Annotated in this window: 19 protein-coding genes and 2 pseudogenes; 7 read left to right on the top strand and 14 right to left on the bottom strand. The window is 64.2% G+C overall.

Translation table 11 applies throughout. The features are described 5' to 3' along the window. The first annotated feature begins 367 nt into the window (after positions 1-367). Entirely contained in the window at positions 368-2,029 is a 1,662-nt protein-coding gene (locus BMX61_RS15470; RefSeq protein ID WP_075626189.1) for an electron transfer flavoprotein-ubiquinone oxidoreductase, read from the top strand. 164 nt (positions 2,030-2,193) lie between these two features. After that, on the top strand, positions 2,194-2,856 hold the full coding sequence (locus tag BMX61_RS15465; protein WP_075626190.1) for a L,D-transpeptidase: 663 nt from the start codon (positions 2,194-2,196) through the stop codon (positions 2,854-2,856). Between the two features lie 24 nt (positions 2,857-2,880). Here BMX61_RS15465 and BMX61_RS15460 read toward each other — a convergent pair whose 3' ends face one another. Together BMX61_RS15460 and BMX61_RS15455 are read right to left on the bottom strand one after the other, a co-directional pair. Continuing rightward, entirely contained in the window at positions 2,881-4,389 is a 1,509-nt protein-coding gene (locus tag BMX61_RS15460) for a glycosyltransferase family 39 protein (protein WP_083639279.1), read from the bottom strand. 4 nt (positions 4,390-4,393) lie between these two features. Beyond that, positions 4,394-5,392 carry a glycosyltransferase family 2 protein gene (locus BMX61_RS15455; protein WP_234794705.1) on the bottom strand — a complete coding sequence of 333 codons (999 nt, stop codon included), beginning with the start codon at positions 5,390-5,392 and terminating at the stop codon, positions 4,394-4,396. Positions 5,393-5,541: 149 nt separating this feature from the next. Between BMX61_RS15455 and BMX61_RS15450 the strand changes: the two genes are divergently transcribed. Beyond that, positions 5,542-6,498 carry a lysylphosphatidylglycerol synthase transmembrane domain-containing protein gene (locus BMX61_RS15450; RefSeq protein ID WP_075626192.1) on the top strand — a complete coding sequence of 319 codons (957 nt, stop codon included), beginning with the start codon at positions 5,542-5,544 and terminating at the stop codon, positions 6,496-6,498. Positions 6,499-6,549: 51 nt separating this feature from the next. Here the strand turns inward: BMX61_RS15450 and BMX61_RS15445 are convergent, their stop codons facing one another. Continuing rightward, a complete protein-coding gene (locus BMX61_RS15445) occupies positions 6,550-6,987 on the bottom strand; it encodes a DoxX family protein (protein ID WP_075626193.1) in 438 nt (145 codons plus the stop codon). A 259-nt stretch (positions 6,988-7,246) separates the two neighbouring features. On the opposite strand from BMX61_RS15445, the gene BMX61_RS15440 reads away from it, so the two are divergent. Further along, positions 7,247-8,209: a diacylglycerol/lipid kinase family protein gene (locus BMX61_RS15440; protein WP_083639280.1), complete on the top strand. Its 963-nt coding sequence runs from the start codon at positions 7,247-7,249 to the stop codon at positions 8,207-8,209. A gap of 64 nt (positions 8,210-8,273) precedes the next feature. Here BMX61_RS15440 and BMX61_RS15435 read toward each other — a convergent pair whose 3' ends face one another. The 9 genes from BMX61_RS15435 to BMX61_RS15395 form a co-directional block, all read right to left on the bottom strand. Beyond that, positions 8,274-8,969 carry an ROK family protein gene (locus BMX61_RS15435; protein WP_075626221.1) on the bottom strand — a complete coding sequence of 232 codons (696 nt, stop codon included), beginning with the start codon at positions 8,967-8,969 and terminating at the stop codon, positions 8,274-8,276. Between the two features lie 93 nt (positions 8,970-9,062). Then, positions 9,063-10,436, bottom strand: coding sequence for a glucose-6-phosphate dehydrogenase (gene zwf / locus BMX61_RS15430; protein WP_075626194.1), 1,374 nt, complete (start codon positions 10,434-10,436; stop codon positions 9,063-9,065). A 116-nt stretch (positions 10,437-10,552) separates the two neighbouring features. Continuing rightward, a complete protein-coding gene (locus tag BMX61_RS15425; RefSeq protein WP_075626195.1) occupies positions 10,553-12,952 on the bottom strand; it encodes a glucan 1,4-alpha-glucosidase in 2,400 nt (799 codons plus the stop codon). A 418-nt stretch (positions 12,953-13,370) separates the two neighbouring features. After that, entirely contained in the window at positions 13,371-13,802 is a 432-nt protein-coding gene (gene msrB, locus BMX61_RS15420) for a peptide-methionine (R)-S-oxide reductase MsrB (protein ID WP_075626196.1), read from the bottom strand. 273 nt (positions 13,803-14,075) lie between these two features. Next, the gene (locus BMX61_RS15415) at positions 14,076-14,816 is read right to left on the bottom strand and encodes an ABC transporter permease (protein ID WP_075626197.1); all 741 of its coding nucleotides are present in this window, start codon (positions 14,814-14,816) and stop codon (positions 14,076-14,078) included. After that, a complete protein-coding gene (locus tag BMX61_RS15410; protein ID WP_075626198.1) occupies positions 14,816-15,751 on the bottom strand; it encodes an ABC transporter ATP-binding protein in 936 nt (311 codons plus the stop codon). The genes BMX61_RS15415 and BMX61_RS15410 overlap by 1 nt, the downstream gene beginning before the upstream one ends. Beyond that, a complete protein-coding gene (locus BMX61_RS15405) occupies positions 15,748-16,968 on the bottom strand; it encodes an ABC transporter permease (RefSeq protein ID WP_234794704.1) in 1,221 nt (406 codons plus the stop codon). Before BMX61_RS15405 ends, BMX61_RS15410 begins: the two co-directional genes overlap by 4 nt. A 228-nt stretch (positions 16,969-17,196) precedes the next feature. After that, a complete protein-coding gene (gene osmF / locus BMX61_RS15400; protein ID WP_075626199.1) occupies positions 17,197-18,102 on the bottom strand; it encodes a glycine betaine ABC transporter substrate-binding protein OsmF in 906 nt (301 codons plus the stop codon). Positions 18,103-18,442: 340 nt separating this feature from the next. Continuing rightward, positions 18,443-19,144 (bottom strand): RibD family protein, encoded by a 702-nt coding sequence (locus BMX61_RS15395; RefSeq protein ID WP_075626200.1) that lies wholly within the window; start codon positions 19,142-19,144, stop codon positions 18,443-18,445. Positions 19,145-20,403: 1,259 nt separating this feature from the next. Here BMX61_RS15395 and BMX61_RS15390 point away from each other — a divergent pair. The 3 genes from BMX61_RS15390 to BMX61_RS15380 all read left to right on the top strand — a co-directional run bounded on the left by BMX61_RS15390 (position 20,404) and on the right by BMX61_RS15380 (position 22,730). Further along, the gene (locus BMX61_RS15390; protein ID WP_075626223.1) at positions 20,404-20,829 is read left to right on the top strand and encodes a Ros/MucR family transcriptional regulator; all 426 of its coding nucleotides are present in this window, start codon (positions 20,404-20,406) and stop codon (positions 20,827-20,829) included. Positions 20,830-21,379: 550 nt separating this feature from the next. Beyond that, positions 21,380-21,901, top strand: a complete 522-nt coding sequence (locus BMX61_RS25090; protein ID WP_234794703.1) for a helix-turn-helix domain-containing protein — start codon at positions 21,380-21,382, stop codon at positions 21,899-21,901. Positions 21,902-21,944: 43 nt separating this feature from the next. Further along, positions 21,945-22,730: a DUF6456 domain-containing protein gene (locus tag BMX61_RS15380; protein WP_075626201.1), complete on the top strand. Its 786-nt coding sequence runs from the start codon at positions 21,945-21,947 to the stop codon at positions 22,728-22,730. A gap of 318 nt (positions 22,731-23,048) precedes the next feature. On the opposite strand, the pseudogene BMX61_RS15375 reads toward BMX61_RS15380, so the two are convergent. Together BMX61_RS15375 and BMX61_RS15370 are read right to left on the bottom strand one after the other, a co-directional pair. After that, a pseudogene (locus tag BMX61_RS15375) lies at positions 23,049-23,979 on the bottom strand (IS110 family RNA-guided transposase). A gap of 342 nt (positions 23,980-24,321) precedes the next feature. Beyond that, positions 24,322-25,240: pseudogene (locus BMX61_RS15370) on the bottom strand (IS481 family transposase). Between the last annotated feature and the right edge of the window lies 1 nt (position 25,241).

Here is a 25,241-nt window from a genome sequence, read left to right as displayed (position 1 = left end):
AGGCGCAATCGGCCCTTGCGGCATGCATCGTCTTTCGAAGCCGAAGCCCCGCCGGCAGAAGACAAATACGACCCGATATTTGACGTGAACGTAAACGTCATATAGCGTCTTGCCCCAGCATGGGAGGAATGAGCCAGAGCCTGTCGCAACTTGGCTCGACAAGCCGGCCATGTTTTGACAAGGAAGACTTGAATTTCCTGAGGTTGACGGTCAACAGCCGCAACCTCTCCGCCGTCTCAGGCGGTGCATGAGAAAAATGCCGTGCCGTCGCCACGATGACAGGCCCGGATCGAGGATTTGAAGCGTATCGCGCCGTTTCGGAACGATGCCGCTTTTGAAGGATCAAGCCCGAGCGGAGCGAGAAAGAATGAGCGACATGGATCTGCCCGAACGCGAGTCGATGGAGTTCGACGTCGTGATCGTCGGGGCCGGGCCGGCCGGGCTGTCGGCGGCCATCCGCCTGAAGCAGGTCAATCCGGATCTTTCCGTGGTCGTGCTCGAAAAGGGCGCGGAGGTCGGCGCGCATATTCTCTCCGGCGCGGTAGTCGATCCCTCCGGCATCGACAAGCTGCTGCCCGGCTGGCGGGAAGAAGAGGGCCACCCCTTCAAGACTGAGGTGACCGACGATCATTTCCTCGTGCTCGGCCCGGCCGGCTCGGTGCGCCTGCCCAATGCGCTGATGCCGAAGCTGATGAGCAACCACGGCAATTTCATCGTCTCGCTCGGCCTCGTCTGTCGCTGGCTGGCGGAGAAGGCCGAGGCGCTGGGCGTGGAAATCTATCCGGGCTTTGCCGCGGCCGAGGTGCTCTATGACGAGGCCGGCGCCGTCATCGGCGTTGCCACCGGCGATATGGGCATCGAGAAGAATGGCGAGCCTGGCCCGAACTATGCGCGCGGTATGGCGCTCCTCGGCAAATATATGCTGATCGGCGAGGGCGTGCGCGGCTCGCTCGCCAAGCAGCTGATCGCCCGCTACGACCTGCAGAAGGATCGTGAGCCCCAGAAATTCGGCATCGGCATCAAGGAGCTCTGGCAGATCAGGCCCGAGAACCACAAACAGGGCCTCGTGCAGCATTCCTTCGGCTGGCCGCTCGATCTTTCCACCGGCGGCGGCTCGTTCCTCTATCATCTGGAAGACAATCTGGTCGCCGTCGGCTTCGTCGTCCACCTGAACTACAAGAACCCCTATCTCTCGCCCTTTGAAGAATTCCAGCGGTTCAAGACGCATCCGGCGATCCGCGCCACGTTCGAGGGCGGCAAGCGGCTCTCTTATGGCGCGCGCGCGATTACCGAGGGCGGCTGGCAGTCGGTGCCGAAAGTGAGCTTCCCCGGCGGCGCGCTGATCGGCTGCTCCGCCGGCTTCGTCAATGTGCCGCGCATCAAGGGCAGCCACAATGCGGTGCTTTCGGGCATCCTGACCGCCGACCGGGTGGCGGCGGCGATTGCAGCGGGGCGCGCCCATGACGAGATCGTCGAACTCGAAAGCGACTGGCGCCAGGGCGCGATCGGCACCGATCTCAAGCGCGTGCGCAACGTCAAGCCGCTCTGGTCGCGCTTCGGCACGGTCGCCGGCGTGGCGCTGGGCGGGCTCGATATGTGGACCAACCAGCTCTTCGGCTTCTCCTTTTTCGGGACGCTGAAGCATGGCAAGACCGACGCGCAATCGCTGGAGCCGGCCGCCAAACACCAGAAGATCGCCTATCCCAAGCCCGATGGCGTCCTGACCTTCGACCGGCTCTCCTCGGTCTTCCTGTCCAACACCAATCATGAGGAGGACCAGCCGGTTCATCTGAAGGTGAAGGACATGGACCTGCAGAAGCGCTCCGAGCACGATGTCTATGCCGGCCCGTCCGCGCGCTACTGTCCTGCCGGGGTCTATGAATGGGTGGAAAAGGACGGCGAACCCGCCTTCGTCATCAACGCGCAGAACTGCGTTCACTGCAAGACCTGCGACATCAAGGACCCGAACGGCAACATCACCTGGGTGCCGCCCCAGGGCGGCGAGGGGCCGGTCTATCCGAATATGTGAGGGGCGGAAGAGGGCTTTCGAGCATCGGCGTTGCGGGTTCTGACAGAGCCGCGACGTCCTGGACTGTTAACAAAGACTAAGCGCCCCGCACCCTCCTTTACCCCTTGTTAACCATAAATTCCGCATGCTCCTGGCCATAGAATCACCTGATTTGAGGCCCTGACATGTCCTTTTCCCGCCGTGGATTTCTTCTCGGCGCAGCCGGTCTTTTGGCCGGCTGCAGCCAGACCACGCCCAGCCCGTTCATCCAGGCTTCCGCTCAGAATTACGGCCCGATCGCAGACGAGAAGTTTCCCTTGCCGGCCATGCCGCTGGATAAGCTGGCGCCGGAGCTGCGACGGCAGGAAGTTGCCTATCCCGCGCCTTACAAGGCTGGTACGATCGTGGTGGATACGGGCGCGCGCCGGCTCTACTACGTTCTTGGTGATGGCAGAGCGATGCGCTACGGCATCGGCGTCGGCCGTGCCGGCTATGCGCTCTCGGGCAATGCCTATATCGGCCGCAAGGCGGAATGGCCCTCTTGGACGCCGACGCCGAACATGATCCGCCGCGATCCGCACAAGAACCTGCGCTATGCCCGGGGCGTGCCCGGCGGGCTCAACAATCCGCTCGGCGCGCGCGCCATGTACCTCTACCGGGGCGGCAACGACACGATGTTCCGCATCCACGGCACCAACCAGCCCTGGTCGATCGGCCAGGCCATGTCGTCGGGTTGCGTGCGCATGCTCAATCACGACGTGATCGATCTCTATGAGCGCGCCAAGGTCGGCGGACAGGTGATCGTCATTCAGGGCTCGCATCCGGCCGAAAGCTTCGCGGCTCTTTGAGGACGTCGGTCGGCGCGCCCGGTCTCAGGGCCGGGCGAAGAGCTGGTAGCTGAAGGTCACCCGGTCGCTCGGGCGGCCATAGAGATAGTTGAGCGAGATGATGCCGGCCTGCGTGGTCGGCTGGCGGTCGTGCTGATGGCTTTCAAGCACCTGCCTCAGCGACTTGGTCATCGGCTTGTCGCCTCGCCAGACGAAGAGCAACGGCCGGTTCGGATCATCGAGCGCGGCCTGCTCGAAGGCTTCGTAATCCAGCGTGATCACGTCGGCCCGCTGGAAACTGAAGCGCAGATTGCCGGCTAGCTGCCGGTCGCTGCCGATGATCACCGTGTCCGGCGCCTGCGGAACGGCCTCGGCCAGCATCCGCGAGAGCGTCGGATAGGGAACGTTCTGCTTGTTGTATTTGCCGGTCCAGCCGGCCAGGCTCACGCGCAGGAACAGGATGGCCGGCACGAGCACGACGATGACGCCGATGATCGGCAGGAAGCGTGCGAGCAGGCGGCGCCCGTTAACGCCTGCCGCTTCCGCCTTCAGGCAGAGATAGAGCGGCAGGACGATCAGGACCGGCGAGAGCCAGCGCTCCTTGAAGCTGTCCGCATCGGTGATAAGCGTCGTCATCAACAGGATGAGCAGGAAAACCAGCATCATCCGCTCGAACAGTTTTGCCAGCGGCGCGCTGGCCTTCGTGGTGCGGACAAGGTCCCGCCGGCCGAGCACCAAAGCGAAGAGCACGACGGTCAAGGCGCAAAAGCCGAGCGCCGCGCCGCCGAGCGATAGGACGCCGCCTGCCAGATCGGCCAGAATGCTGACCGGCGCGCCGTCATCCTCCAGCTTCCCCAGGGTTTCCCGCGCGGCAATTCCGGCATTTTGCCAGAGCCACAGCCCATGGGGCAGAAAGACCAGCAGTGCGACGGCCGCCGACACCAGAATGCGGGGATCGAACAGCCGCCCGCGCAGGTCCTTGAGGCTGAGAAGCGCCACCGCGAAGGAGAAGGGCAGCAGCACGAAATTATACTTCGACAGCATGCCCAGCCCGGTCGCAACGCCGATCAGAACGAAGCTGACGAGGCTTGGCCGTCCAAGCGTCCGCACGCAGGCCCAGAGAAACAGCACGGCGGCGGCGCTGAGCGCGACGGAGTGGGTCAGATCGCGCTGCGATTCCCAGGCGATATGCGGGATGGTCAACAGCCCGAGCGGCGTGAGAAGGGTGAGCGCGCGGTCTTTGAGGCTCTCGCGCGCCAGCAGGAAATAGAAGCCATAAAGGCTCAGCAGAAAGCCTGCTTTCACCGCTGCGATGGATGACAGAGTCAGGCCGGCGACAAGGCTGACGCCATATTGCACCCAATTATAGAGCGGCGGCTGGCTGTCATAGCCGGCCGAAAGCCATTGGGTCAGCAGCGCCTGTTGCGCCTCGTCCATTTCCAGCGAGGCCGGCAGCGCCAGGCGCACGGCCATGTTGACAAGCAGATAGGCGCCGATCAGCGCGACGATCCGCCCCGGTCGGCGCTCCAGCGCCTCGATGAGACGCGCCATCATGCCATCAATCCGCTTGCCGGAAGACCTGGCGCACGGTGTAGCTGCCGGTCTCCTTGTTCTGGAAATAGGTGCGGGCGATCATCTCGGAGAGAATGCCCGTGGTGATCAGCTGCACCGATGAGAGAAACAGCATGACGCCGATGATCAGAAGCGGACGCGTGCCAATATCTTGACCGAAAATGAACTTCTGAACGGCGAGGAAGGTCAGGATCAGCATGCTGATCGCGCCGATCCCCAGGCCGAGCGAGCCGAAGAAATGGCCGGGTCGGGCGCGATAGCGCATGAAGAACAGCACCGAGAGCAGATCGAGGATCACCCGGAAGGTGCGCGAAATCCCGTATTTCGACGTGCCATAGGCGCGGGCGGAATGGTTGACGGCCATTTCGCCGATGCGCGAGCTCGGCACCACGGCCGCGACCCAGGCGGGGATGAAGCGGTGCATCTCGCCCAAAAGCTTTACCTGCTTGATGACGGCGCTGCGGTAGAGCTTCAGGCTGCAGCCATAATCATGCAGTTTCACGCCGGTGATGCGGCCGATCAGCTTGTTGGCGCACCAGGAGGGCACCTTGCGCAGGAACAGGCCGTCCTTGCGATTCTTGCGCCAGCCGACGAGGAGGTCGAGGTCGCGGGCTTCCAGCTCGGCCGCCATGCGCGGAATGTCGGCCGGGTCGTTCTGCAGGTCTCCGTCGAGCGTGGCGATCAGCCGGCCATCGGCCTGATCGATGCCCGCCTGCATGGCGGCCGTCTGGCCGAAATTGCGCTGGAGCTCGACGATCACGGCCTCGATATCGGGGCGGGCGATGGCGGTGCGGGCCCTGAGGATGGTTGCGTCGGTGCTGCCGTCATCCACGAGAACCAGGTTCCAGCGCCCGGCATAGGCTGCCATGCCCACCACGATCCGGTCGATCAAAGGACCGACGCTTTCTTCCTCGTTGAACAGCGGCACGACCAGCGAGAGATCCACCGGCTCGGCGCCTGGTCTTGCGATTGCGGTCACGTCCACGATGCCTTATCCCGTCGTCAATGATGCGCGCTTCCTATTGCATGGCCTGATGATCGCCACAAGCTGCGGGATGATGCCCAGGGCTTGCGGAGAGACCTGGCGCGGCCGTGGGCGCCGAGCGTGCCGCGGCTTCGAGAAAGAGACGAGACATGGCCGACTTCCTGCGCCGTCATGCGGCGGCGCTTATCAGCCTCGTGGCGGTCGTCGCCTATTGCGGCTTCATCGAATGGATGTGGGGCTGGGGCCGCATCCTTTCGGCCTGGAGCGCGATCGGGCCGGGGCCGGTGGCGCTGGCGCTGGGGCTGATGATCGTCACCCATCTCGTGCGCTGCCTGCGGGTCTATGATTATTTCCGCGCCGATCTCTCCGGTGCCTTTCTGCGGCTGTTCCGGGTTACGCAGGTGCACAACCTCGCCAATATTCTCCTGCCGTTTCGCGCCGGCGAGGCGTCTTTCTTCGTGCTGATGCGCAGTGAGTTCGCCATGCCGATGACGCGCTCAGCCGCTTCGCTTCTGTGGATGCGGGTCCTGGACCTGCACGCGCTCCTGGCGGTCGGTCTGATCGGCCTCGTGGTCAAGGCGCCGCTCGTCTGGCCGGCGGCGCTGGCCTGGTGTGCCTATTGCGCCGCGCCGATCCTCGGCTTTGCCTTCCAGAAGCCGCTGTTCGCCTTTGTCATCCGCCGCTTTCCCCGCAAGGTCGCCCGCCTGGCGGAAGGGGTGCTCTCCGGCCTGCCGTCGTCCTGGGGCCCGTTCTTCCGGGCCTGGGCAATGACGGTGCTCAACTGGACGGTGAAGGTCGTGACCATCGCCTGGATCCTGCATCTCCTGGGCGTGCCAGGCTTCAGCGCGCCGCTCGGCGGAGCGCTCGGCGGAGAGCTCTCCTCCGTTTTGCCGGCCCATGCGCCGGGTGGGGTCGGTACCTATCCGGCCGGCATCGTCGCCGGCGCGCTGGCCTTCGGCGCGGGCGACGGGGCAGACGTTCTGACAGCGCTGAGCCAGGCGGCGGTCAATGTCCATCTCATGGTGCTGGTCTCGGCCGCCGCCGGCACGCTGCTGAGTCTGGTGCTTGCGCCACGCGCGGCGCAAGGCGCCCGGCCGGCCGCATAGCCGCTTGAGAACCCTCCGCCGCGTGGCCTTGGCAGCGGAGGGTCCTGAGGCTCAGGCAAAGCGCCTGTTGGCTTCTGCTGGTACGAGCGACGGCGCGGGGGCGGTCTTCCAGGCCACGACCATCAGGGCGCCGATGATGCTGATATGCTCGACCGCGACATAGAACTCATGCAGCGCCTGATCGCCGGCCATGGTCCAGAAGGCATGCGCGATCGGAATGGTCAGCGCGGTGAAGACCGCCAGCATGCCGGCGCCGAGCCAGACCAGCCGGCCGGAGATGATGAGCCCCGCGCCGACGAGCTGGGTGACGATCACCAAAACGGCGATGAGGGCGGCGGGCTGCAGGCCGAAAAACGCCATTTCCGCCTTGGCGGCTTCAAAGTCCAGCAGCTTCGACAGGCCGCTGCCCCAGAACATGAAGGTCAGGACGATGCGCGCGGCGACGCCGAAAGCACGCGATGCGATGATGCTGTGAAATGCCTGTGTCATAGCTATCCCCTTGGGTTTCCAAAGAGACCGGCCCGCTGCCGATGAGCGGCCCTCTCCGGTCCCTCGGCCTGCCGCTGCGGTCCATCCGAAGCGTGCAGCCTTGCCATTCTTGTAGCAGTGGCCGGTCCGCGGCGGCGTTCCCGGCGGAACAGCATGCACCGTCTCGTCTTTTTCGTTCAACCGGCATGGAACGCCGATGACTTCGCGCGCAAGCGACTTATATGCAGCGGCGATGCGATAGGGACGCGCGAGGCGACGGATGAAGATCAAGGCCATTCTCAATCGCGGCGGCGGCACGTTCCGCACCACCGATATGGACCGCTACAGGGCGGAGATGGAGCGCATTTTCGGCGAGGCCGGGCACGAGATCGATATTGCGGTGGTCGCCGGCGACGAGATCGAGGCGGCGCTTGCCCGCACCTCGGCGCGCGACGATCTCGATGCGATGATCGCCGGCGGTGGCGATGGCACGATCTCCGGCGCAGCGGCGCTGGCCTGGAGAAACGGCATGCCGCTCGGCGTCATCCCCGCCGGCACCATGAACCTCTTCGCCCGCACGCTGAAACTGCCGCTCGACATCTGGCGCGTGCTGGATGTGCTGGCGGACGGGCAGGTGATTTCGGGCGATATCGCCAGCGCCAATGGCCGCGCCTTCGTCCATCAATATTCGGCCGGGCTGCATGCGCGCATGGTGCGCTATCGCGAACGCTTCTCCTTCGCCTCCCGCCTCGGCAAGATCTCGGCCAGCACCCGCGCGGCCATTGGCGTCATCCTCAATCCGCCGGAATTCTCGGTGCAGGTGACGATGGCGGGCCGGACGGAGAAGCGCCGGGTTTCGGCCATTTCCGTTTCCAACAACCATTTCGGGCATGACACGCTGATGTATGCCGACGACATCACCGGCGGCCATCTCGGTTTTTACACGGCGCCGCCTTTGAAGTCGCTCGGCGTGGCCAAGCTCGCCTTCGACGTGCTGCGCGGCAAATTCCGCGAAAGCCCACTGATCAGCGGCACCGATGCCGTGGCCGTCGATCTGCATTTCCCGCGGGTGAAGGGCAATTGCGTTATCGATGGCGAATTGCTGAAGCTGGAGCGCGACGTGGCGCTGCGCATCCATCCCGGTGAGCTGAAGCTGCTGGTCGGCAAGCCGGCTCTGGAAGAGCCCTCGCCCCTCACGCCGCTGCTGGAGACGATCGGAACACCGTTTCGACGCAACAGCTGACCAGCATCGCGCTTTCGCGCGATGAGAGTGCGATGCTGCGCAGACCGTCAGGCCGGGATGCGCTTCAGGCGATCAGGCTCTTGTCGGTCCACAGGCGAAAGCCGCCTTCGAAGGCGAGCGTGTTGTCGCCCCGGCGGCATCTGTGCGGCAGGGTCTTCAGTTTGTCGACATTGCCGCCGCCGAGCACCACATAGTCAGGTTCAAGGGCCGCCGTCAGGCGCTCGACCACATCGAAGACCCGCTTGCGCCAGGTGTGGTTGCCCTTCTTTTCGCGATAGGCTTCGCTGACATAGTGCTCGTAGCTCTTGCCCTTGCGGAAGGGCAGGTGGGCGAGCTCCATGGGCTGCGCCACGTTTTCGATGATCATCGCCGCACCAAGCCCGGTTCCCAGGCCGAGAAACAGCATGCGCCCGCCGCGATAGGAGCCCACCGCCTGCATCAGCGCATCGTTGACGATGCGCACGGGGCAGCCGAAGGCCCCGGCATAATCGAAGCCGACCCAGCCTTCGCCAAGATTGACCGGTTCGCGCAAGGGCTTGCTGTGCACCACGGGACCGGGATAGCCCATGGTGATCACATCATAGCGTAAGCCAGCCGCCATGGTCTTGACGGCCGCGACCATGGCAGGACCGGTCATCGTCTTACCGCTCTCGACCTTCTTTTCCGCGCCGCCGGCGCTGGAGCGGATCTTCACATGGCTGCCGCCGATATCGATCGCCAGAACGGTCGGGTTGGCGCCTTTGGCCTGATCGTCCGTCATGCCGGTCTTCCCCTTGGCGCCAGCCGATCCGATGGTGATCGCAGCGGCGCCTTTATGCTTTGTTGTTCGGCTCATGGTGCGGTCGATCCTCGTTCACGCCGGATCGACCCAGCCGCCGGGCGGCGCGAAATCGGCCATCTCGGCGGGTCCCCAGCTGCCTGGCTGGTAGGAGCCCGGTTTGGCGGGGTTGTCCAGGATCGGTTCGATGATCTTCCAGGCCAGCTCCGCCGCATCCTGACGGGTGAAGAGCTGGCGCTCGCCGGCCATGGCGTCGCCGATCAGCCGTTCATAGGGCGCCATGTCGCCGACGCCGTCATCGACGGCCGCCAGTTCCACCGCCTCGCCCTGCATGCCGTCGCCGGCCAGCTTGCGTCGGGCGCCGATGCCGATGGCGATATCCGGCCCCAGGCGAAAGCGTACATAGTTGGACGGCGTTTGCGCCCCATTGTCGAACAAAGCGACCGGCGGCTGCTTGAAGCGCACCACCACCTCGGTCGCATGCGCGGGAAGGTTCTTGCCGGCGCGGATGAAGAAGGGCACACTGTTCCAGCGCCAGGTCTGGACGCGGAAGCGCGCGGCGGCAAAGGTCTCGCGGCTGGAGCCCGGCGCCACGCCCGGCTCATCGAGATAGCCATCGAACTGGCCGCGCACGACATCGGCATGGGTCAGCGGCGGCATGGCTTTCAGGATCTGAACCTTCTCATCGACGAGATCGTCCGACGCGCTGGAGGCCGGCGGCTCCATGGCCAGAAGCAAGAGCACGTTGACCAGATGGTTCTGGATGACGTCGCGGATGCAGCCGACCTCGTCATAGAACTTGCCGCGCCCCTTGATGCCGAAATCCTCGGCCATGGTGATCTGCACGCTCTCCACGTGGTCACGGTTCCAGACCGGCTCCAGGAAGGAATTGGCAAAGCGGAAATAGAGCAGGTTCTGGATCGCTTCCTTGCCGAGGAAGTGGTCGATGCGGAAAATCGCCTCTTCCTCGAACACCGCATGCAGGGCCGCATTGAGCGCCTTGGCGGAGGCGAGGTCATGGCCAAAGGGCTTTTCCACCATCAACCGTGCCGTTGCCGCGATGCCGGCCGTGCTCAGGCCGGTCACCACGGTTTCGAACAGGGATGGCGGAATGGCGAGATAGTAGAGCGGATGCTGATGCTGTCCGAGCGCCGTGCGCAGCTGCGCGAAGGTTTCCGGGTTGCGATAGTCGCCGGAGACATAACTCAGCCGGGCGGCGAGCTTGTCGAACACCGCCTCGTCGATGGCATCGACATGGGTTGCCACCGCATCCCGCGCCCGGGCCACCAGCTGCTCGCGCGACCAGGCATCGAATGCGACGCCGATAATGGGCGTATCGAGCGTGCCGCGTTTCATCATCGCATAGAGCGACGGAAAGATCATCTTATGCGCCAGATCGCCCGTGGCGCCGAACACCACGAGCACGTCGGATTTCTGCCTTGTCGTCATCGTCACCCGCTCCTTCGAATATTGTGCACCGGACGCCGGCAATCTGGCCGTTCCGGGCCCGGCTGTTTTCCTCGCCGCTCGCGGCTGCACCGCCCGCGCTGAGGGCAGTGGTTGTATCAGCCCGTGAGGTCGACAGCGAAATTCCAGTTTTCCCACTGGCCGGACTCCGGCCAGAAGAATGTGAAGACGACCGTCGTGCCGGCTGCAACGTCCTGCACCGGCAAGTCGGCGAAATAGGTGCCGAGGCCGGAGGCCATGGTTTCGATGTCGGCCGCCGTCGCCCAGCCGTCCCTGCTCCAGTGCACGCGGGCCGGTGCCGCCAGCTCAAGTCGCAGCGCCTTGCCGACCGGCATGCTGGCGATCAGATTGTTGAACCGCCAGATGCGCAGCGACGACGCTGTTTTCGTGCGGATATAGCGCTCGACGCCCTGTGGCGGCGTGTCGAAAACCGCACCATCGGCCAGTGAGCGCAGGAGCTTGATATGCTCGGAATGCGCCCAGACGAGCGGCATGGCACTGCCCGAGGGGCGGCCAAGGAAGAGTTCGGCTTCCGGAATATCCGCGCTGTCCCAGACCTGTTCGGGCAGCAGGCCGCCTGCGCCCGCCGATTGCTCCAAGGTCGACAAAAGCGCTTGCGCCACCTCGGCTCGACCGGCCGCGAGTTCGTAATGGGCGCGCTCGCCTGTCAGAAGCGGCCATGCCCGCCCTTGGCCCGTGCCGTCGAAGGGCCGGCCATCGGCATGCTCGCCATAGCCGTCGCCGGTATAGCGATACCAGACCGGGCCCTGCGGCAGATCGACTTTCAGGCTATGGTCGATGGCCTTGATGGTCGCGAGAATATGAGGGTCGTCCGGCGCGCGCAGGCCGAAGCGCACCAGTGCCAAGGCATCGGGGCTGATGACTGTGCCTGTCGGCAGCAGCGCGCGTTCGGGCGTCTGGTTACGGATCGGCGTGGTGCCCAGGGGGTTCGCCGCATCGCTCGCCCCGGGCGCGGCGATGCGCACATAATGGCCGGTGATACCAAGCGCGTCGCAGAAGGCCTTGTCGCCGAAAAACGTCCAGCTTTCAATCTGCTCGTTCCAGCAGTCGGCCGTTTCGCGCAGGTGCCGCGCCGCTGCGCCATCGCCCTCGATCTCCAGGAGATCGGCGGCAGCGAGCAGGGCGGCAATCTCCACGGCAAGCGTGAAGGGGCTGTAGCCGGCATCCTCTTCCCAGCGGTCTTCTTCCGTGGCGGGGCCGTTTTGCAGAATGTAGCCGGCTGCGCGGCGGATCATCGCGGCAAAGCGCGCCTGCGCCTCGGCATCCAGATGCCCATGCCGGCGCAGCATATCGGCCAGCAGGATGGGGAAGGCGCTCTCGTCCATCTGCACGCCCGGCCAATAGGGCTTGCCATCCAGCCAGAGGTTTTGCGGCCATCGGCCGGATGGCGCCTGCACCTCGCGCAGATAGTCGAGGATCGCCAAAGCCTCCCCCGCATCGCCCGCCGCCAGAAAGCCTCCCGCCGTTTCCACGAGATCGCGCGGCCAGACCAGATGATAGCCGCCAAGATCGTCATCCCCCTTGGAAAAGCCCCAGGGGATCGACAGGCTGGCCACGACCGCGCCGGGCCGGTCCACGGCGCGGTGGGCTGCCAGCACGGCAGTGGACACGCGATAGGCGTCGATGCCGTCTCGCAGGCCCCGGTCGAGCGGCTTGAGGCCACTCTGCCAGTGGTTCCAATTGGCGATATAGCTGGTCCGCGCCCGTTCGAAGCCATCGTCCAGGCTGGCCATGGCGGCGGCGGCCGCCTCGTTCTCCGTCTGGCCGAAGCCGAGAGCCAGCGTTGCCTTCTGGCAGGTGGCGCTGAAATCGATCTCGCCGGCCAGGGCCACATTGCCGTCGTCGGCGCGGAAATATTGATCGACGATCCGTCCATGCGCGCGCAACTGCTGCCAGCCATCGGCAGTGCCGACAAAGCCGGCGCTGGCGGCACGCCAGGGCAGATCGCAGACCAGGGCGAGGTAGCGCGAGCGCCCGGTGGCAAAAAGAACCGTCCGGCCCCGATATTCGCCGATCCAGGCCGAGTTCAGATCGCCGGCATTGACGAGATGCGGCGCCAGCAGCACCGTAACCCGTAGCTCTGCCAAATCGCGCGTCAGCGCGGTCAGCGAGACCTGCTGCAGAACGCAGGCGCGGGCGGGATCGGTGATCACCTGCTTCTCCACCCGGTAAGCGCCGTCGCGCGCCGTATTGACGATCGAAAAAGCGGGGACGCCGGCGGAAAGCGGACGGGTGAGCGAGGTGCAATCGCGCTTTTCCTCGGAGAAATAGCCATCCGGCCCGGTGACGACGAAGCCGAGATCGCGCGTGCAGGCGCTGTCGACGCGCGGATAATAGATCTCGTTGAGAATGCCGTGGCTCAAAGTGAACCAGACCGGCGATGCCTCGGAGAGCGCCGTTCCAACCCCATTCTTGGCGCTCGACGTCCACCGCGCCGCGCCCCCGGGCGCGCCCGGCGCTGCATCGAAGCGCGGCATGGCATCGGCCGGCCTTTGCAGGTGTGCAGGCTCTTGCGTCGGTCTCGCTTGCATCGCCTCATGCGGGGTCATCACAGAACGCTCCGATATGCGGGCACGACGGGGTTTCCAGGGGCAGCGCTCATAAACTTTCCCGTTTCGAAGCCATGCCTGATGCAGCTTCACGCCATGAACTTAGGCGCGCAGCCTTCGCCGGCAAATTACGATTTGGTAATTCTTCACTTGCCGGTAATGCCAGACCGGGGCACGCGCGATTACGCACAGGGCGGCACCGTCGCGTGGCACAAAGCGCCGTTACATCGGATGGGGGAGCGGAGCTGAAAGGGAGGATGTCAGGCAATGACAAAAGCCCGGCGGGAGTATCGCGCTCCCGCCGAAACCTGCGGATAATCCGCAGCCTTGTGACGCTCAGCGCGCCTCAGGCTGGCTCAAAACTCAGCGCCACGCCGTTCATGCAGTAGCGCAGGCCCGTCGGCGCAGGGCCATCGGGGAAGACATGGCCGAGATGGGCGTCGCAATCGGCGCAACGGATCTCCGTGCGCACCATGCCGTAGGACATGTCGCGATGTGCGGTGATCGCGTCGGGCTCGATCGGCTGGGTGAAGCTCGGCCAGCCCGTGCCGGAATTGAACTTGGCCTTGGCATCGTAAAGCGTCTTGCCGCAGCAGATGCAATGATAGGTGCCCGGCTTGCTCGAATCGAAATCCGGGCTCGAAAAGGCCCGTTCCGTGCCGTGCTGCCGGGTGATCCGATATTGCTCCGGCGTCAGCTGGGCGCGCCATTCCTCATCGCTCTTGTGAACCTTCAAACCGGTCGTGGTCCCGGTCGTTTGGGGCGTCGATGTGTTCATGATTCTTCTCCCTGGTCATGTTGCGGGTGCCGCAAAAGGCACATGTCGGAAAAGCCGGCGTGATGTTTGCCATCGAGAGCGGCAAAAGCATGTCATACGAGCTGCCGCGCGGCACCGGCGACTTGCGCCGGCGATGCGCGGCGTTTTGCTCTGTCGCCGCGTCCATCTACGGCGTCTTGCGTCCCGCCTGGCTTTCTGCCGTCCATATAGGGAGCGTCAAGCGGCGGACAAAGGCCCGGCTTGAACGCTGCCTGCGCTCCGTGCGCGCCGATCTCAGCCCGGAGGACGTCCGGCGCGGCGCGCGGCATGCGCCTCGATGGCCAGAAAGCCCTCATTGATCAGGATCGCGAGAATGGCGACCACCATCGCCCCTTGCAGCACAAAGGCGGTGTTGCCGGTCAGCAGGCCGGAGATGATCACTTCGCCCAGCGTGGCGGCAGCCACCGTCGAACCGATGGTGGCGGTGGACAGCGCGATGACCGCCGAAAGGCGGATGCCGGAGAGAATGACCGGCCAGGCCAGCGGCAGCTCCACCTTCACCAGCCTCTGCCATGCCGTCATGCCGGACGCGGTGGCGGCGCTGCGTGTCTCGGGCGCAATCTCCGTCAGCCCTGTCAGCGCGGTTTCGAAGATCGGCAGCAGGCCATAGAGAAACAGGGCGATCAGCGTCGGTCCCGAGCCGAAGCCGAAGATCGGCACGGCGAGCGCCAGCACGGCCACGGGCGGAAAGGTCTGGCCGATATTGGCGATGGCGCGCGCCAGCGGCAGGAAGGCGAGGCCGGACGCCCGGGTGGTGGCGATCGCAAGGCCAATGGACACCAGCGTTGCCGCCAGCGTCGAGGCCGCCACCAGCGCTAGGTGGTGGAGCGTCAAAGTCAAAAGCGGCGTCTGCGTGTAGATCGGCGCGGCGCCATTGCGTGTCAGCGGCGCAAACAGGCCGGAAAAGGCAAGCGGCTGCGCGAGAAACACCCCGAGCAGTACGACGAGCCCCAGCATGATGATCCGCAGCCGCATCACAGCGGCCCTGCCGCCCGCGCTTCCAGCGCGGTGCGGGTGATGCGGCCGATGATGCGCCCGTCTTTTTCCACCGGCAGCGCGGCGCGGCGCGACCAAAGGCTTTCCGACAGCGCGGCCCGCAGCGACAGTGCGGCAGCCACCGGCTCGCCCGGCGCGTCACCGGGTTCCAGAATGTCTTCGATCGTGGTCAGCGACAGCAGCCGCAGGGCCCGCTCCCCGGCGCCGAGCAGGCTGCGCACGAAATCCGTGGCCGGTTCGGCGATGATGGCCTGCGGCCGGTCATATTGCACCAGGCGTCCGCCATCCATCACGCCGATGCGCGTGCCAAGCCGCAGCGCCTCGTCCATATCATGGGTCACCAGCATGACCGTCGTGCCATAGCGCTTCTGGATGGCGGCGAGATCGTCCTGCGCCTTTTCGCGGATGATCGGATCGAGCGCCCCGAAGGGTTCGTCCATCAAAAGCACGGGAGGCTCTGCCGCCAGCGCCCGGGCCACGCCGACACGCTGGCTCTGGCCGCCGGAGAGCTCGTAGGGCATGCGGTCGCGAAACAGTGCGGGATCGAGGTGGAAGAGCGACAGCAGCTCGTCCACCCGAGCGCGGATCCGCGTCTGCGGCCAGCCGAGAAGCGCCGGCACGGTCGCGATATTCTCGGCCACCGTGCGGTGCGGAAACAGGCCGTGGCCCTGCAGCGCATAGCCGATGCCCCGGCGCAGCGCCGGGGCCGGCTGGTCGCGAATGTCGCGGCCATTAATGCGGATCGTTCCGGACGACGGCTCAACCAGGCGGTTGACCATGCGCAAAAGCGTGGTCTTGCCGGAGCCGGACGTGCCGACGATCACCGCGATTTCGCTTTGGCCGACATCCAGCGAGACATGCGATACGGCAGCGACCTCGCCATAGAGACGGCTGACATTCTCGATTTCGATCATGGGGCCTCCGATGTCAGGGCCGAGGCGCGGGCCTTGCCGCGCGGTTGGTGGCGGGTGAGGTCGATCAGCGCATCGAGAAGGACGGCGGCGGCAAAAGACATGGCGACCGTTGGCAGCGCGCCGAGCAGCACGAGATCGATCGCCGTCTGGCTGATGCCCTGGAAGACGAAAACCCCGAGGCCGCCGCCGCCGACGAGGCCGGCGATGACCGAGAGGCCGATATTCTGGACAAGCACGATGCGCACGCCCGTCAGGATCACCGGCAGGGCCAGCGGCAGCTCCACCTGGACGAGCTTCTGGCGCGCCGTCATGCCCATGGCATCGGCCGCCTCGCGCGTTTCCGCCGGCACGGCTTCGAAACCGGTGATGGTGGAGGCGACGATCGGCAGCAGCGAATAGGCCAGCAGCGCCAGGAAGGCCGGGGCGACGCCGATGCCGGCAATGCCCAGCGCGCTTGCCCCGGGCACCTGCGCGGCCACCCAGGCGAGCGGCGCGATCAAAAGGCCGAACAGCGCCATGGACGGCACGGTCTGAAGGACGTTCAGCGCCGGGAGAAGCACGCGGCGCAAGGGCGCGATTCGCCGCATCGCGATGGCCAGCGGCAAGCCGATGACGACGGCTGCGAGGAGCGAGAAGACGGAGAGGGCGGCATGCACGCGCAGCTCGCGCGAGAAGGCATCGGACCGGCTGGCATATTCCCGCAGCACCGAAAGATCGCGCCAGAGGCCCGAGGCGAAAAAGCCGGCAAGAACGAGGATGGCCACGATCAAGGCTGCGATCCGCCCAAGCGGCGAAAGCCGCATGCGCACCAGCGCATCCGCCAGCGCCAGCGCGAAGGCGAAGAGAAGTACCCAGGCGCCGGCGGCTGGCGAGACCCGCGCATAGGCATTGCCCGGCGGCGCAAGATGCGCGGCAGACAGGCCAATGGCGATGCCCAGGGCGATCAGCCCGGCAACACCGGCTGCAAGCCTTGCCTTAGCACCAACGCGGGTGACGAGGAGAAGCGCGGCCAGCGTCATGATCGAACCGAACGCCAGTTCCAGGCCACTGGGCAAGGCATTCCAGAAGGGCAAAGCCTGCGCGGCGGCGATCCGGTTTGGCCGCAGCAGCATCAGCGGCTGAAGAGAGAGCGCCGCCAAAGCGAGAACGGCGAGCGTCGCGCCCAAGGTATCGATCGGCAAGCGCATCGGGCGCGGCGCATCGAGGCCGGTGCTCATACGTGCCTGCTCCCCAAGCGAGATGCAGACGCGCCGTGATGGGTGCTGCAGCCGGGGCCATGGTGACGCGACGACATGCCGGATACGCCTGCGCCAGCCCGTTGCGGCCATCTCGCTATTGCGTGTGGTGCATGCATGATCATGGTCTGCACTGACGGAGAGGGAAAGAAAGTTCGGCCCCGGAGCGCGTGTCTCCAGGGCCGAACCGATCGATGCGCTTGAGGGCGCTTACTTCGCAAAGCCGTTCTTGGACAGGAAGTCCTTGGCGACGGTCGCGGCGGGCTCGCCGCCGATCTGCACGCGGCCATTGAGGTCCTGCAGGGTGGCCAGGTCGAGCTTGTCGAAAACGGGCGCCAGCAGATCGGCAATCTCAGGATGTTCCTTCAAGATCGCCTCGCGGATCACAGGCGCGGGCTGGTAGACCGGCTGCACACCCTTGTCGTCTTCCAGAACCACGAGGCCGGCCTGGCCGATGGCGCCATCCGTGCCATAGACCATGGCGGCATCGGCGCCGGAGGTGCCCTGCGCGGCGGCGGCGATGGTGGCGGCCGTATCCCCGCCCGACAGCGTGATCAGCTGATCCGGCTTCAAGGTGAAGCCATAGGCTTTCTGAAACGCGGGCAGGGCGGCCGGCGAGGTGACGAATTCGGAAGAGGCGGCCAGCTTCACCTTGCCACCATCGGCAATATATTTGCCGAAATCGGAGAGTGTCTTCAGCTTGTTGGCCGAGGCGATATCCTGCTTGATGGCGATGGCCCAGGTGTTGTTGGCCGAAGCCGGCTTCAGCCAGACGAGCTTGTTGGCCGCATAATCCAGCTCCTTGGCCTTGGCATAGGCGGCCTTGGCATCCCGCCAGTCCGGCGCATCCGCCTGGTTGAAGAAGAAGGCGGCGTTGCCGGTATATTCCGGATAGATATCGATCTGGCCCTGGATCAGCGCCTCGCGCACGATCGGCGTCGCGCCCAGCTGCAGCTTGTCGGTGACGGCGATGTTCTTGGCCTTCAGCACCTGCAGAATGATATTGCCGAGAACCCCGCCTTCCGTGTCGATCTTGGAGGAGACGACCACATCGGCCTTTGCCGGGAGGGCAGCGAGAAGAACCGCGGCAAAGGCGGAAAGAAGCGTCTTTTTCATAAGGCAGGACCTTTCGGGTGGCGGTATGGCGAAGCTGATCCGGCAGGCGGCCGGGTTTTTGGAGAGCGTGATGCTCGCTGAACTAGCGCGCAGGCACAAGTTCGCCAGCCGTCGCCCAACGATGTGGCGTGAGAAAAAAATTCCAACCTTCCGCGATCGGGCGAATTGCCCGATGACTGCGCGACAGCCATCCAACAGGCCTCGCCCGGCCTGGAGAGCGCGGTGCCGCGCCTCGAGGCGATGCCCGACGGACGATGCCGAAGGGCTATCTTCCAGAATTGACTTCTGGCAATACGGCATCATCCCTCAACAGAGCGGCAAGCGAACCCTGCGAACCCTCTCACGCAGGTTTCAGCACCTTGTAGCGCAGGTGGACCGCGCCGTGCTCCAGCCGATCGCAGCCGATCAATGACAGCTCGGCCTTGCCGGCCAGGCCCTCGGTGCCGAATTCGACGACGCGATCGCTCGCCTTGCGCGCTTCAAGCGCCGGGGCGACGACGAAGCTCAATTCGTCCACCAGACCGGCGGCGATCAGCGCGCCATTGGTGCCGGCGCCGCCTTCGAGCAGGATGCGCTTGATGCCGAGCTCACGGTTCAGCATTTCCAGCATGGCACCCACATCCATCTCCGCGCTTTCGCTGACGAGATAGGAAACACCATCGGCAGCCAGCTCCGCGAGATGACTGTCGGGCACATCACGGCCAAGCAGCACAACGACATGATCGCCATAAAGCGATGCCCCTTCGAAATGCAGCTTGCCGGAACCGTCTATGGCAATGGCGAAGCTTTTTGCCGCGCGGTCGGCGAAATAGGCCGGCCGCTCCACGCTGTGCGGGCCGTCGACTGGATGCGGCCCGGCCTTGGAAATTTCCGCCATGGTGGTGCGCCCGACCATCCAGGCCTCGCCCGCAAGCTCGGCATGCAGCGCTTCATAGAGCTTCGACCAGTCGGACCGGCTGCCATCCGGGCTCGCCGTCCAGCGGCTAGGATGCAGGCTGCCATCGGGCGAGGTGATCATCAGGCAGATGATGGTGGGCTTCATGGGAGGTGCGCTTTCACGGCGAGGGACGAGAAAGGCGGGATGTAGCGCAGCAAAGCCGGCGCACAAGGCGAGGCTGCAGCGTCGGATCTGAGCAGCGTGACGCGGTCGCTCAGGCCATCGGGTCGCCAACCGTTGTCGCCGGAAAGATGAGGACGCCGTCTTGTGAGGGGCGTCCTGGTGGTCTTGATCGCGCACCACGACCGGTTGCCGCAGTCCCGAACCGCAAGCCCGCGCCGAGCGCTTTCTCGCATGAAACCCACTCAAGCCAGCGTGATCGTTTAAATCGTTTCGATCAGATCCTCCGCGTGGCTATGCTTAAGCGTTTGGCAAGGTGAGCGCGAGGGAATGCCGTGTCATATCACGGTGCTTCGCCGCATGCCGCTCGCTTTACCTCAAAAAAGCGCCCAGACAGCGGATCTCTGCTGGCAAAGCGAACGCTTTTGCTTAGACTCTCTTGGCGCCGGCGCGCCGGCCGCTGCTTCGTTCGGACAGCTGAGGACGATATCCAGCGTTTCCCAAAGCGCGCCCGCCTGTCGATGGCAAGGCGGCTCGTGCAAAAAGAAGCACGTTTTGCGTGTATTTCGTGTTCGTTTCGTGCCTGGGCTAAGTGCGTCGATGCGGCCGGATCTTCTCGCCGAACGATTTATGACAGGCGCTGAAGTCAAAGCCAAGCTTCTGCCACAAAGCAGCCAAAATAGAACAGGATGAACCTTCGATCTTTGTCGCGAAGCCGTTACCGAGGGTTGTTTCAAATGATTTGCTACATATCGAAATCGAATTTGCCGGCAATATTTGCGCGATGACGCGAATTTAGCATTGGCCTTTTTCTAATACGGTGTTAATCGAGCAGCAGCTCATGTCTTGGAAGTTCAATGCCGGTTTTGTTCAGGCTGTGGTCTATCAAGACAAGGGTGGTTTCGAAAGACGGCTTGCACCGCATTCTGTGTCGATAGGAAGATGAGCGCGGACAGATCTATTGAATATCTTGTTAATTGCGTGCTGATAAGATAACGCGCATGTTCGGATAGGTTGCGTCGGTTATTGCGCCGCACGGTCCAGGAGCCTGCTTCCCGGCAGCGCTTCTCCGTCAGATTCCCTGTCGCCGGCTCGCTTTACGACCGGTGCTCCACTGCCAGTCTTTGAAGACATTCCGGTAACCCGCCGGCATGTTCATGCATAAACCAAACGCGCCGCCAGCGGAGCGACTATTTTTCAACGGCGCCGCGCGCCGGAAGACGAACAAACTGAAGGAGACCATGATGAGTGATGTGACGACCGGCCCAGGCCGGGAGCTTCTGGCTGAACTGACGGCTGAAATCGTTTCGGCTTATGTCAGCAATCACAATGTCCCCGTCACTGAGCTGTCGAGCCTGATCAACGACGTGCATGCCGCGCTGAGCGGCACCGGCGCGCCTGTCCCCGCTCCGGCCGTGGCGGAAAAGCCGAAGCCGGCCGTGTCGGTGCGCAAGTCGGTTCAGGATGATCAGATCACCTGCCTGGAATGCGGCGGCACCTTCAAGTCCCTGAAGCGCCACCTGATGACGCATCATAGCCTCTCTCCGGAAGAATATCGCGAAAAATGGGATCTGGCCGTCGATTACCCGATGGTCGCTCCCGCCTATGCCGAAGCGCGCTCGCGTCTGGCCAAGGAAATGGGCCTCGGCCAGCGTCGCAAGCGCGGCTGATGGAAGCAGCGCGCCGACCGTCGGCGCGCATGATTTGACCACCGGGCCGGCGCTGCCGGGCCGGTCTGGTGTCTATGCAGCAAGGCGCTTTTGCCTCCTGCCATTGCCGCTCGGCTTTCCGCTTCGCACCGTCTTGGTGCCTCATGCGACGCCTCGGATCGCCCGCAGCCGTTCTCCCGCTCATTCCTCTGTCTCGATCCGCGTGTCATGGCTTGGCCCATCGGCTTTTTGCCGATTTCTGGCCATCGCCTCGCTGTCATGCGCCGGCTGTTGCGCTGCCGGGCCTCGTGATCGGCGATTTGGACGGAGTCAACGACCCCTGGTCCGTTCCGCTCGCGCATCCATTGCATGCGCCTACGATCTCGGTGCTCCCCTACCATCCCGTCCCCTCCATCCCGTCCCTTGACATCGCGCCTTGTCATCATCCTGCACGGGTAAAGCTCCTTCCGAGGCGCTTGAAAGGAATCGCAAAAGGCGTAGAAATGTTCTGGATTTGTTCCGACTCTTCATCTATGCATAGGAACATAATCCTAAATCGAAGGAGGCCGCCATGTTGCATCATCCACTGGAAACCCTGTCCCCCGCCTTTTTGCCGCAGCATGGAGCCATGGACGGTGCTGGGCAGGGCAGTGCGCGCTTGTCACGGAAGGCCTATGTGCCGGCGCCGGCGGACCCGGAGCTTGCTCGGCGTCCGCCGGCGGGCGCCCAGGGCGACGGGGCCGTCGGAGTGGCGATCGTCACCCGCTGCAGGATCGTTCAGACACTCGTGGAGGAAATGTCCGAACTGGCGGCCGAGCGGGTCGCGCTCCGGCGCAGCCGCCGGCGCTTGCGCTGCCACGTCAGGCAGATCGGCATGTATCTCTGCCACGTGATCCTGCAAATGTCGCTGACGGAGATCGGCATCGCCTATGGCAGGGATCGCACCACGGCCGGCCACGCCTGCCGCGTGGTGGAGGATCTGCGCGACGAGCCGGCCTATGATGCTTTCGTCACCCGTCTCGAACGGGTGATCCAGGCGATTTTTCCGCAGGCGCCCTTGGCCCTCTCCCCTGTCGAGCCGGCCCATGCCTGAGCGCGGGAGAGGAAAACGCCCCGCTGCGGCTAGTGTGCCGGGCATGCCTGCCGGGCAAGCGGTCTGGGCAGAGCTGCTGCACTTCCTCGCCGGCGGCGGAGGCTTCACCCTGGAGATCGGCACGGACGAGGGGTCCAGTCTCCTGCGCGGAGATGGCGCAAGGCTAATGGTCGATGCTCGCTTGCTGAGCCGGGCGGTCTCGCACGGCATCCTCAGCCGAAAGGGCAAGCTCTTTAGCCTTCGGCCGGAGGCGGCGGCGCATTTGCGCCGGCTGCTCGCCGCACCCCATGAGGCTTTCTCCGCCCAGCATGGCGCCCGCGAAACGGCGGATCTCATGATCGACGGCGCCTTGACGCGTGTGACGGTCAACCGGGCCGAGTCGCCGCTCGGCGGGCTCACCCGACTGAAGGAGAAGGGCGGTGGGGCGTTCCTGTCGCCCGAGGCATGCGAAGCGGGAGCGCGGCTTCATGCCGATTTCACCCGTGGCGGCCTGCAGCCACGGCTGACCATGCGCTATGAGCCGCATCTCGGCGGCTCCGCCAAAGGCACGGCACCCGGCATGGCCGAACTCAGCGATAGCGCCCTGTCCGCGCGCCTGCGGGTGGAAGCCGCGCTGGACGCCATCGGACCGGAACTTTCCGGCGTGGCGCTGGATGTCTGCTGCTTCGAAAAGGGACTGGAAACGGTGGAGCGCGAGCGGCAATGGCCGGCACGCTCAGCCAAGCTTTTGTTGCGCGCCGCGCTCCTGGCGCTCGCCCGCCACTACCAGCCGCCCGCACGGCGTAGCCGGGCTCGCCACGTCTGGAAGGAGGCGGCGGATGGGGACTAAGGACCTCAGCTCCTGTTAGCCTCCTGCACGCACTCTTATCTGCTGTCTCAGTCAGCTGACGATTTTGAGCATCGGATCGAAAGATGGGAGGCGATTTCGATGCGATGGTCCATCACGCAAAGGTTTTGCGGCTTGGCAGTTCCATCATCTGTCTGCTGGCATCTTCTCCGCGATGGGGAGAAGAGACATGCCTCGCGGCCCCTCATCGTCACGCACGCGGGACAAACGAAGTGACATCCGTTGTCTCAACGTCGGCATAACGCTTGGTGCAAGCGCCCTGGCCTCTTCTCCCCTCGGGGAGAGCGATTGTCTTCTCTGTCAAGCGTTTTGCCACGGCTTGTTGTCCCTGAGGATGGCGTCGAGGATGGTGAGAAGCTTTCGCATGGTCGCGACGACCGCGACGATCTTTGGCTTGCCTTGTGCGACGAGGCGATCGCGGAAGGTTGTCAGGGCGGGATTGTATCGGCTGGCGACCAAGGCTGCCATAAACAGCACGGCACGCACCTTCCCCCTGCCGCCGCCGATGAAGCTCTTGCCCTTCCACGTGCCCGATTGCCGCGTCCACGGCGCAAGCCCCGCCAGCGAAGCGATCTGGCTTCGGTCAAGGCTGCCCAGTTCAGGCAGTTCGGCCAGAAGGGTACGAGCCGTGGTCGACCCGACGGCAGGAACCGAGACGAGCAGCGTCTCGCGCACCTGCCATATCGGCGACTCACGGATGTGACCGTCGAGATCGGCATCAAGGCTTTCGAGCTCGCGCCGCAGGGCCGTCCGCAAGCGCTTGATGCTTTTCTGCGCCTGCTTGGCCAGCATCATGCGCAACCGGTTTTCTTCGGCCACGATCATCTGCACGATCTGGTGCCTGCGGGCAACGAGGTCTGAAAGAGCCTGTGTCTCGGCATCACGCAACGGCCGGATTTCGGGCTTGTTCGCCAACACGAAGGCAGCGATGACGGTCGCATCGATCGGATCGGTCTTGGCCCTGCGGCCAATGGCATTGGTATAGGCGCGCACCTGTGCCGGATTGACGACAAGCACAGTCAATCCCGCCGACGATAGCCCGGCCACCGCCTGCGTCTCGAAACCGCCGGTCGCCGCAAGCGCCACCGCGTCGGCACCGACCGCCTTCAGCCGCCCGATCAACGCGTCAATGCCGGCATCGTCATTGCCGACGGCAAAAGCATCGCCATGCGGGCATGATCGCAACGTCGAGCCGGTTCTTCGACACATCGATACCAACGACCGTTTCCATCTGATCCCATCCTTGCCTAAGCGGGCTTTGCTCTCGCAAGCGGCTCTGGCGACTGTTCGGGTTCGATGGAACGGCGGAAGGAGATCCAGGCTCTCCCACGGGCTTGGTGTCTCAAAGGTGCATCGGTCTTCCATCCGCCACCGCAACCGCCATTACAGCGTCGAACGCAGCATTTGGGAAGTTACAAAGGTGCCGGCAGGCGGATGAGGGGGTTGCCTCCGGACGGCGCTCCGAGGCCCAACCTACCACAGGCGATCCGGTGGTCATCTTCCCGAGCGGTCGGGAGGAGGCACAGCTAAAACACCCCATCCGTCCCGACTGTCCCGTCCCCGGCACGATGTGCTAGCTGTTTAGTCCCGGGAATTGATGGAGCGGATTGAGGCTGAACCTTTCTGGCTCCGAAGTCCAGAGTTTGCAGATGTGTACATAAGGTATAAGGCCTCTAAGTGTCTTCAGCCGGCGGCCGAAATTGTAGGCGTCGACAAAGTCGCTCAAGTGCCTGCGCAGTTGATCGTGGTCGTCGTAGTGGAAGCGTTTTACCGTCGCATCCTTGATGGTGCGGTTCATCCGCTCAACCTGACCATTCGTCCATGGGTGGCGAGGTTTGGTCAGGCGGTGCTCGATGTCGAGATCAGCTCAGACCAGTTCAAATGAATGACAGCGAAATGGCATGTTATCCCGGCGCATGATCTTTATATCTTCCGGGGTCCAGCCATCACCGGTTGGATCTGTGAAGTGAGTTCCGTTGTCAGTCAGTACGGTTTGGATTTTATAGGGAACGGCCAGCACCAACGCCCGGAGGAAGTTCCCGGCAATGCGTCGGGTTGTCTTCTCAACAAGTTGGACAAAGGCGAATTTGGACGTTCGGTCGATGGCTACGAAGAGATAAAGCCTGCCTTGCGCCGTATGCACCTCGGCAATGTCGATGTGGAGATAGCCGAATCGGATAGCTCTTGAACTTCTTCTTCGGCTCTTTGTCGCCTCCGACATCCGCCAGCCGAGAAATACCGTGGCGCTGAAGGCATCGATGCAGTGACGAACGTGTCAGATGGGGGATGGTCGGTTGGAGCGCATAGAGGCAATTATCGAGTGGCAACACTGTATGCCTGCGAAACGCGACAATGACGGCCTCCTCCTCCGGTGAAAGGACCGTCGAGTGGGGCTCTTTCGGGCAAGTCGGCAAGTCCGACTGGGAGGTCCTCTTTTTCCATTCGGCGACGGTCTTCTGATTGATTCCGTATCGTCTGAAAAGCGCCCTCAGG

It is taken from the genome of Xaviernesmea oryzae, from assembly GCF_900109605.1.
GTDB lineage: Bacteria > Pseudomonadota > Alphaproteobacteria > Rhizobiales > Rhizobiaceae > Xaviernesmea > Xaviernesmea oryzae.
This window is presented reverse-complemented; position numbering and strand designations above follow the sequence as displayed.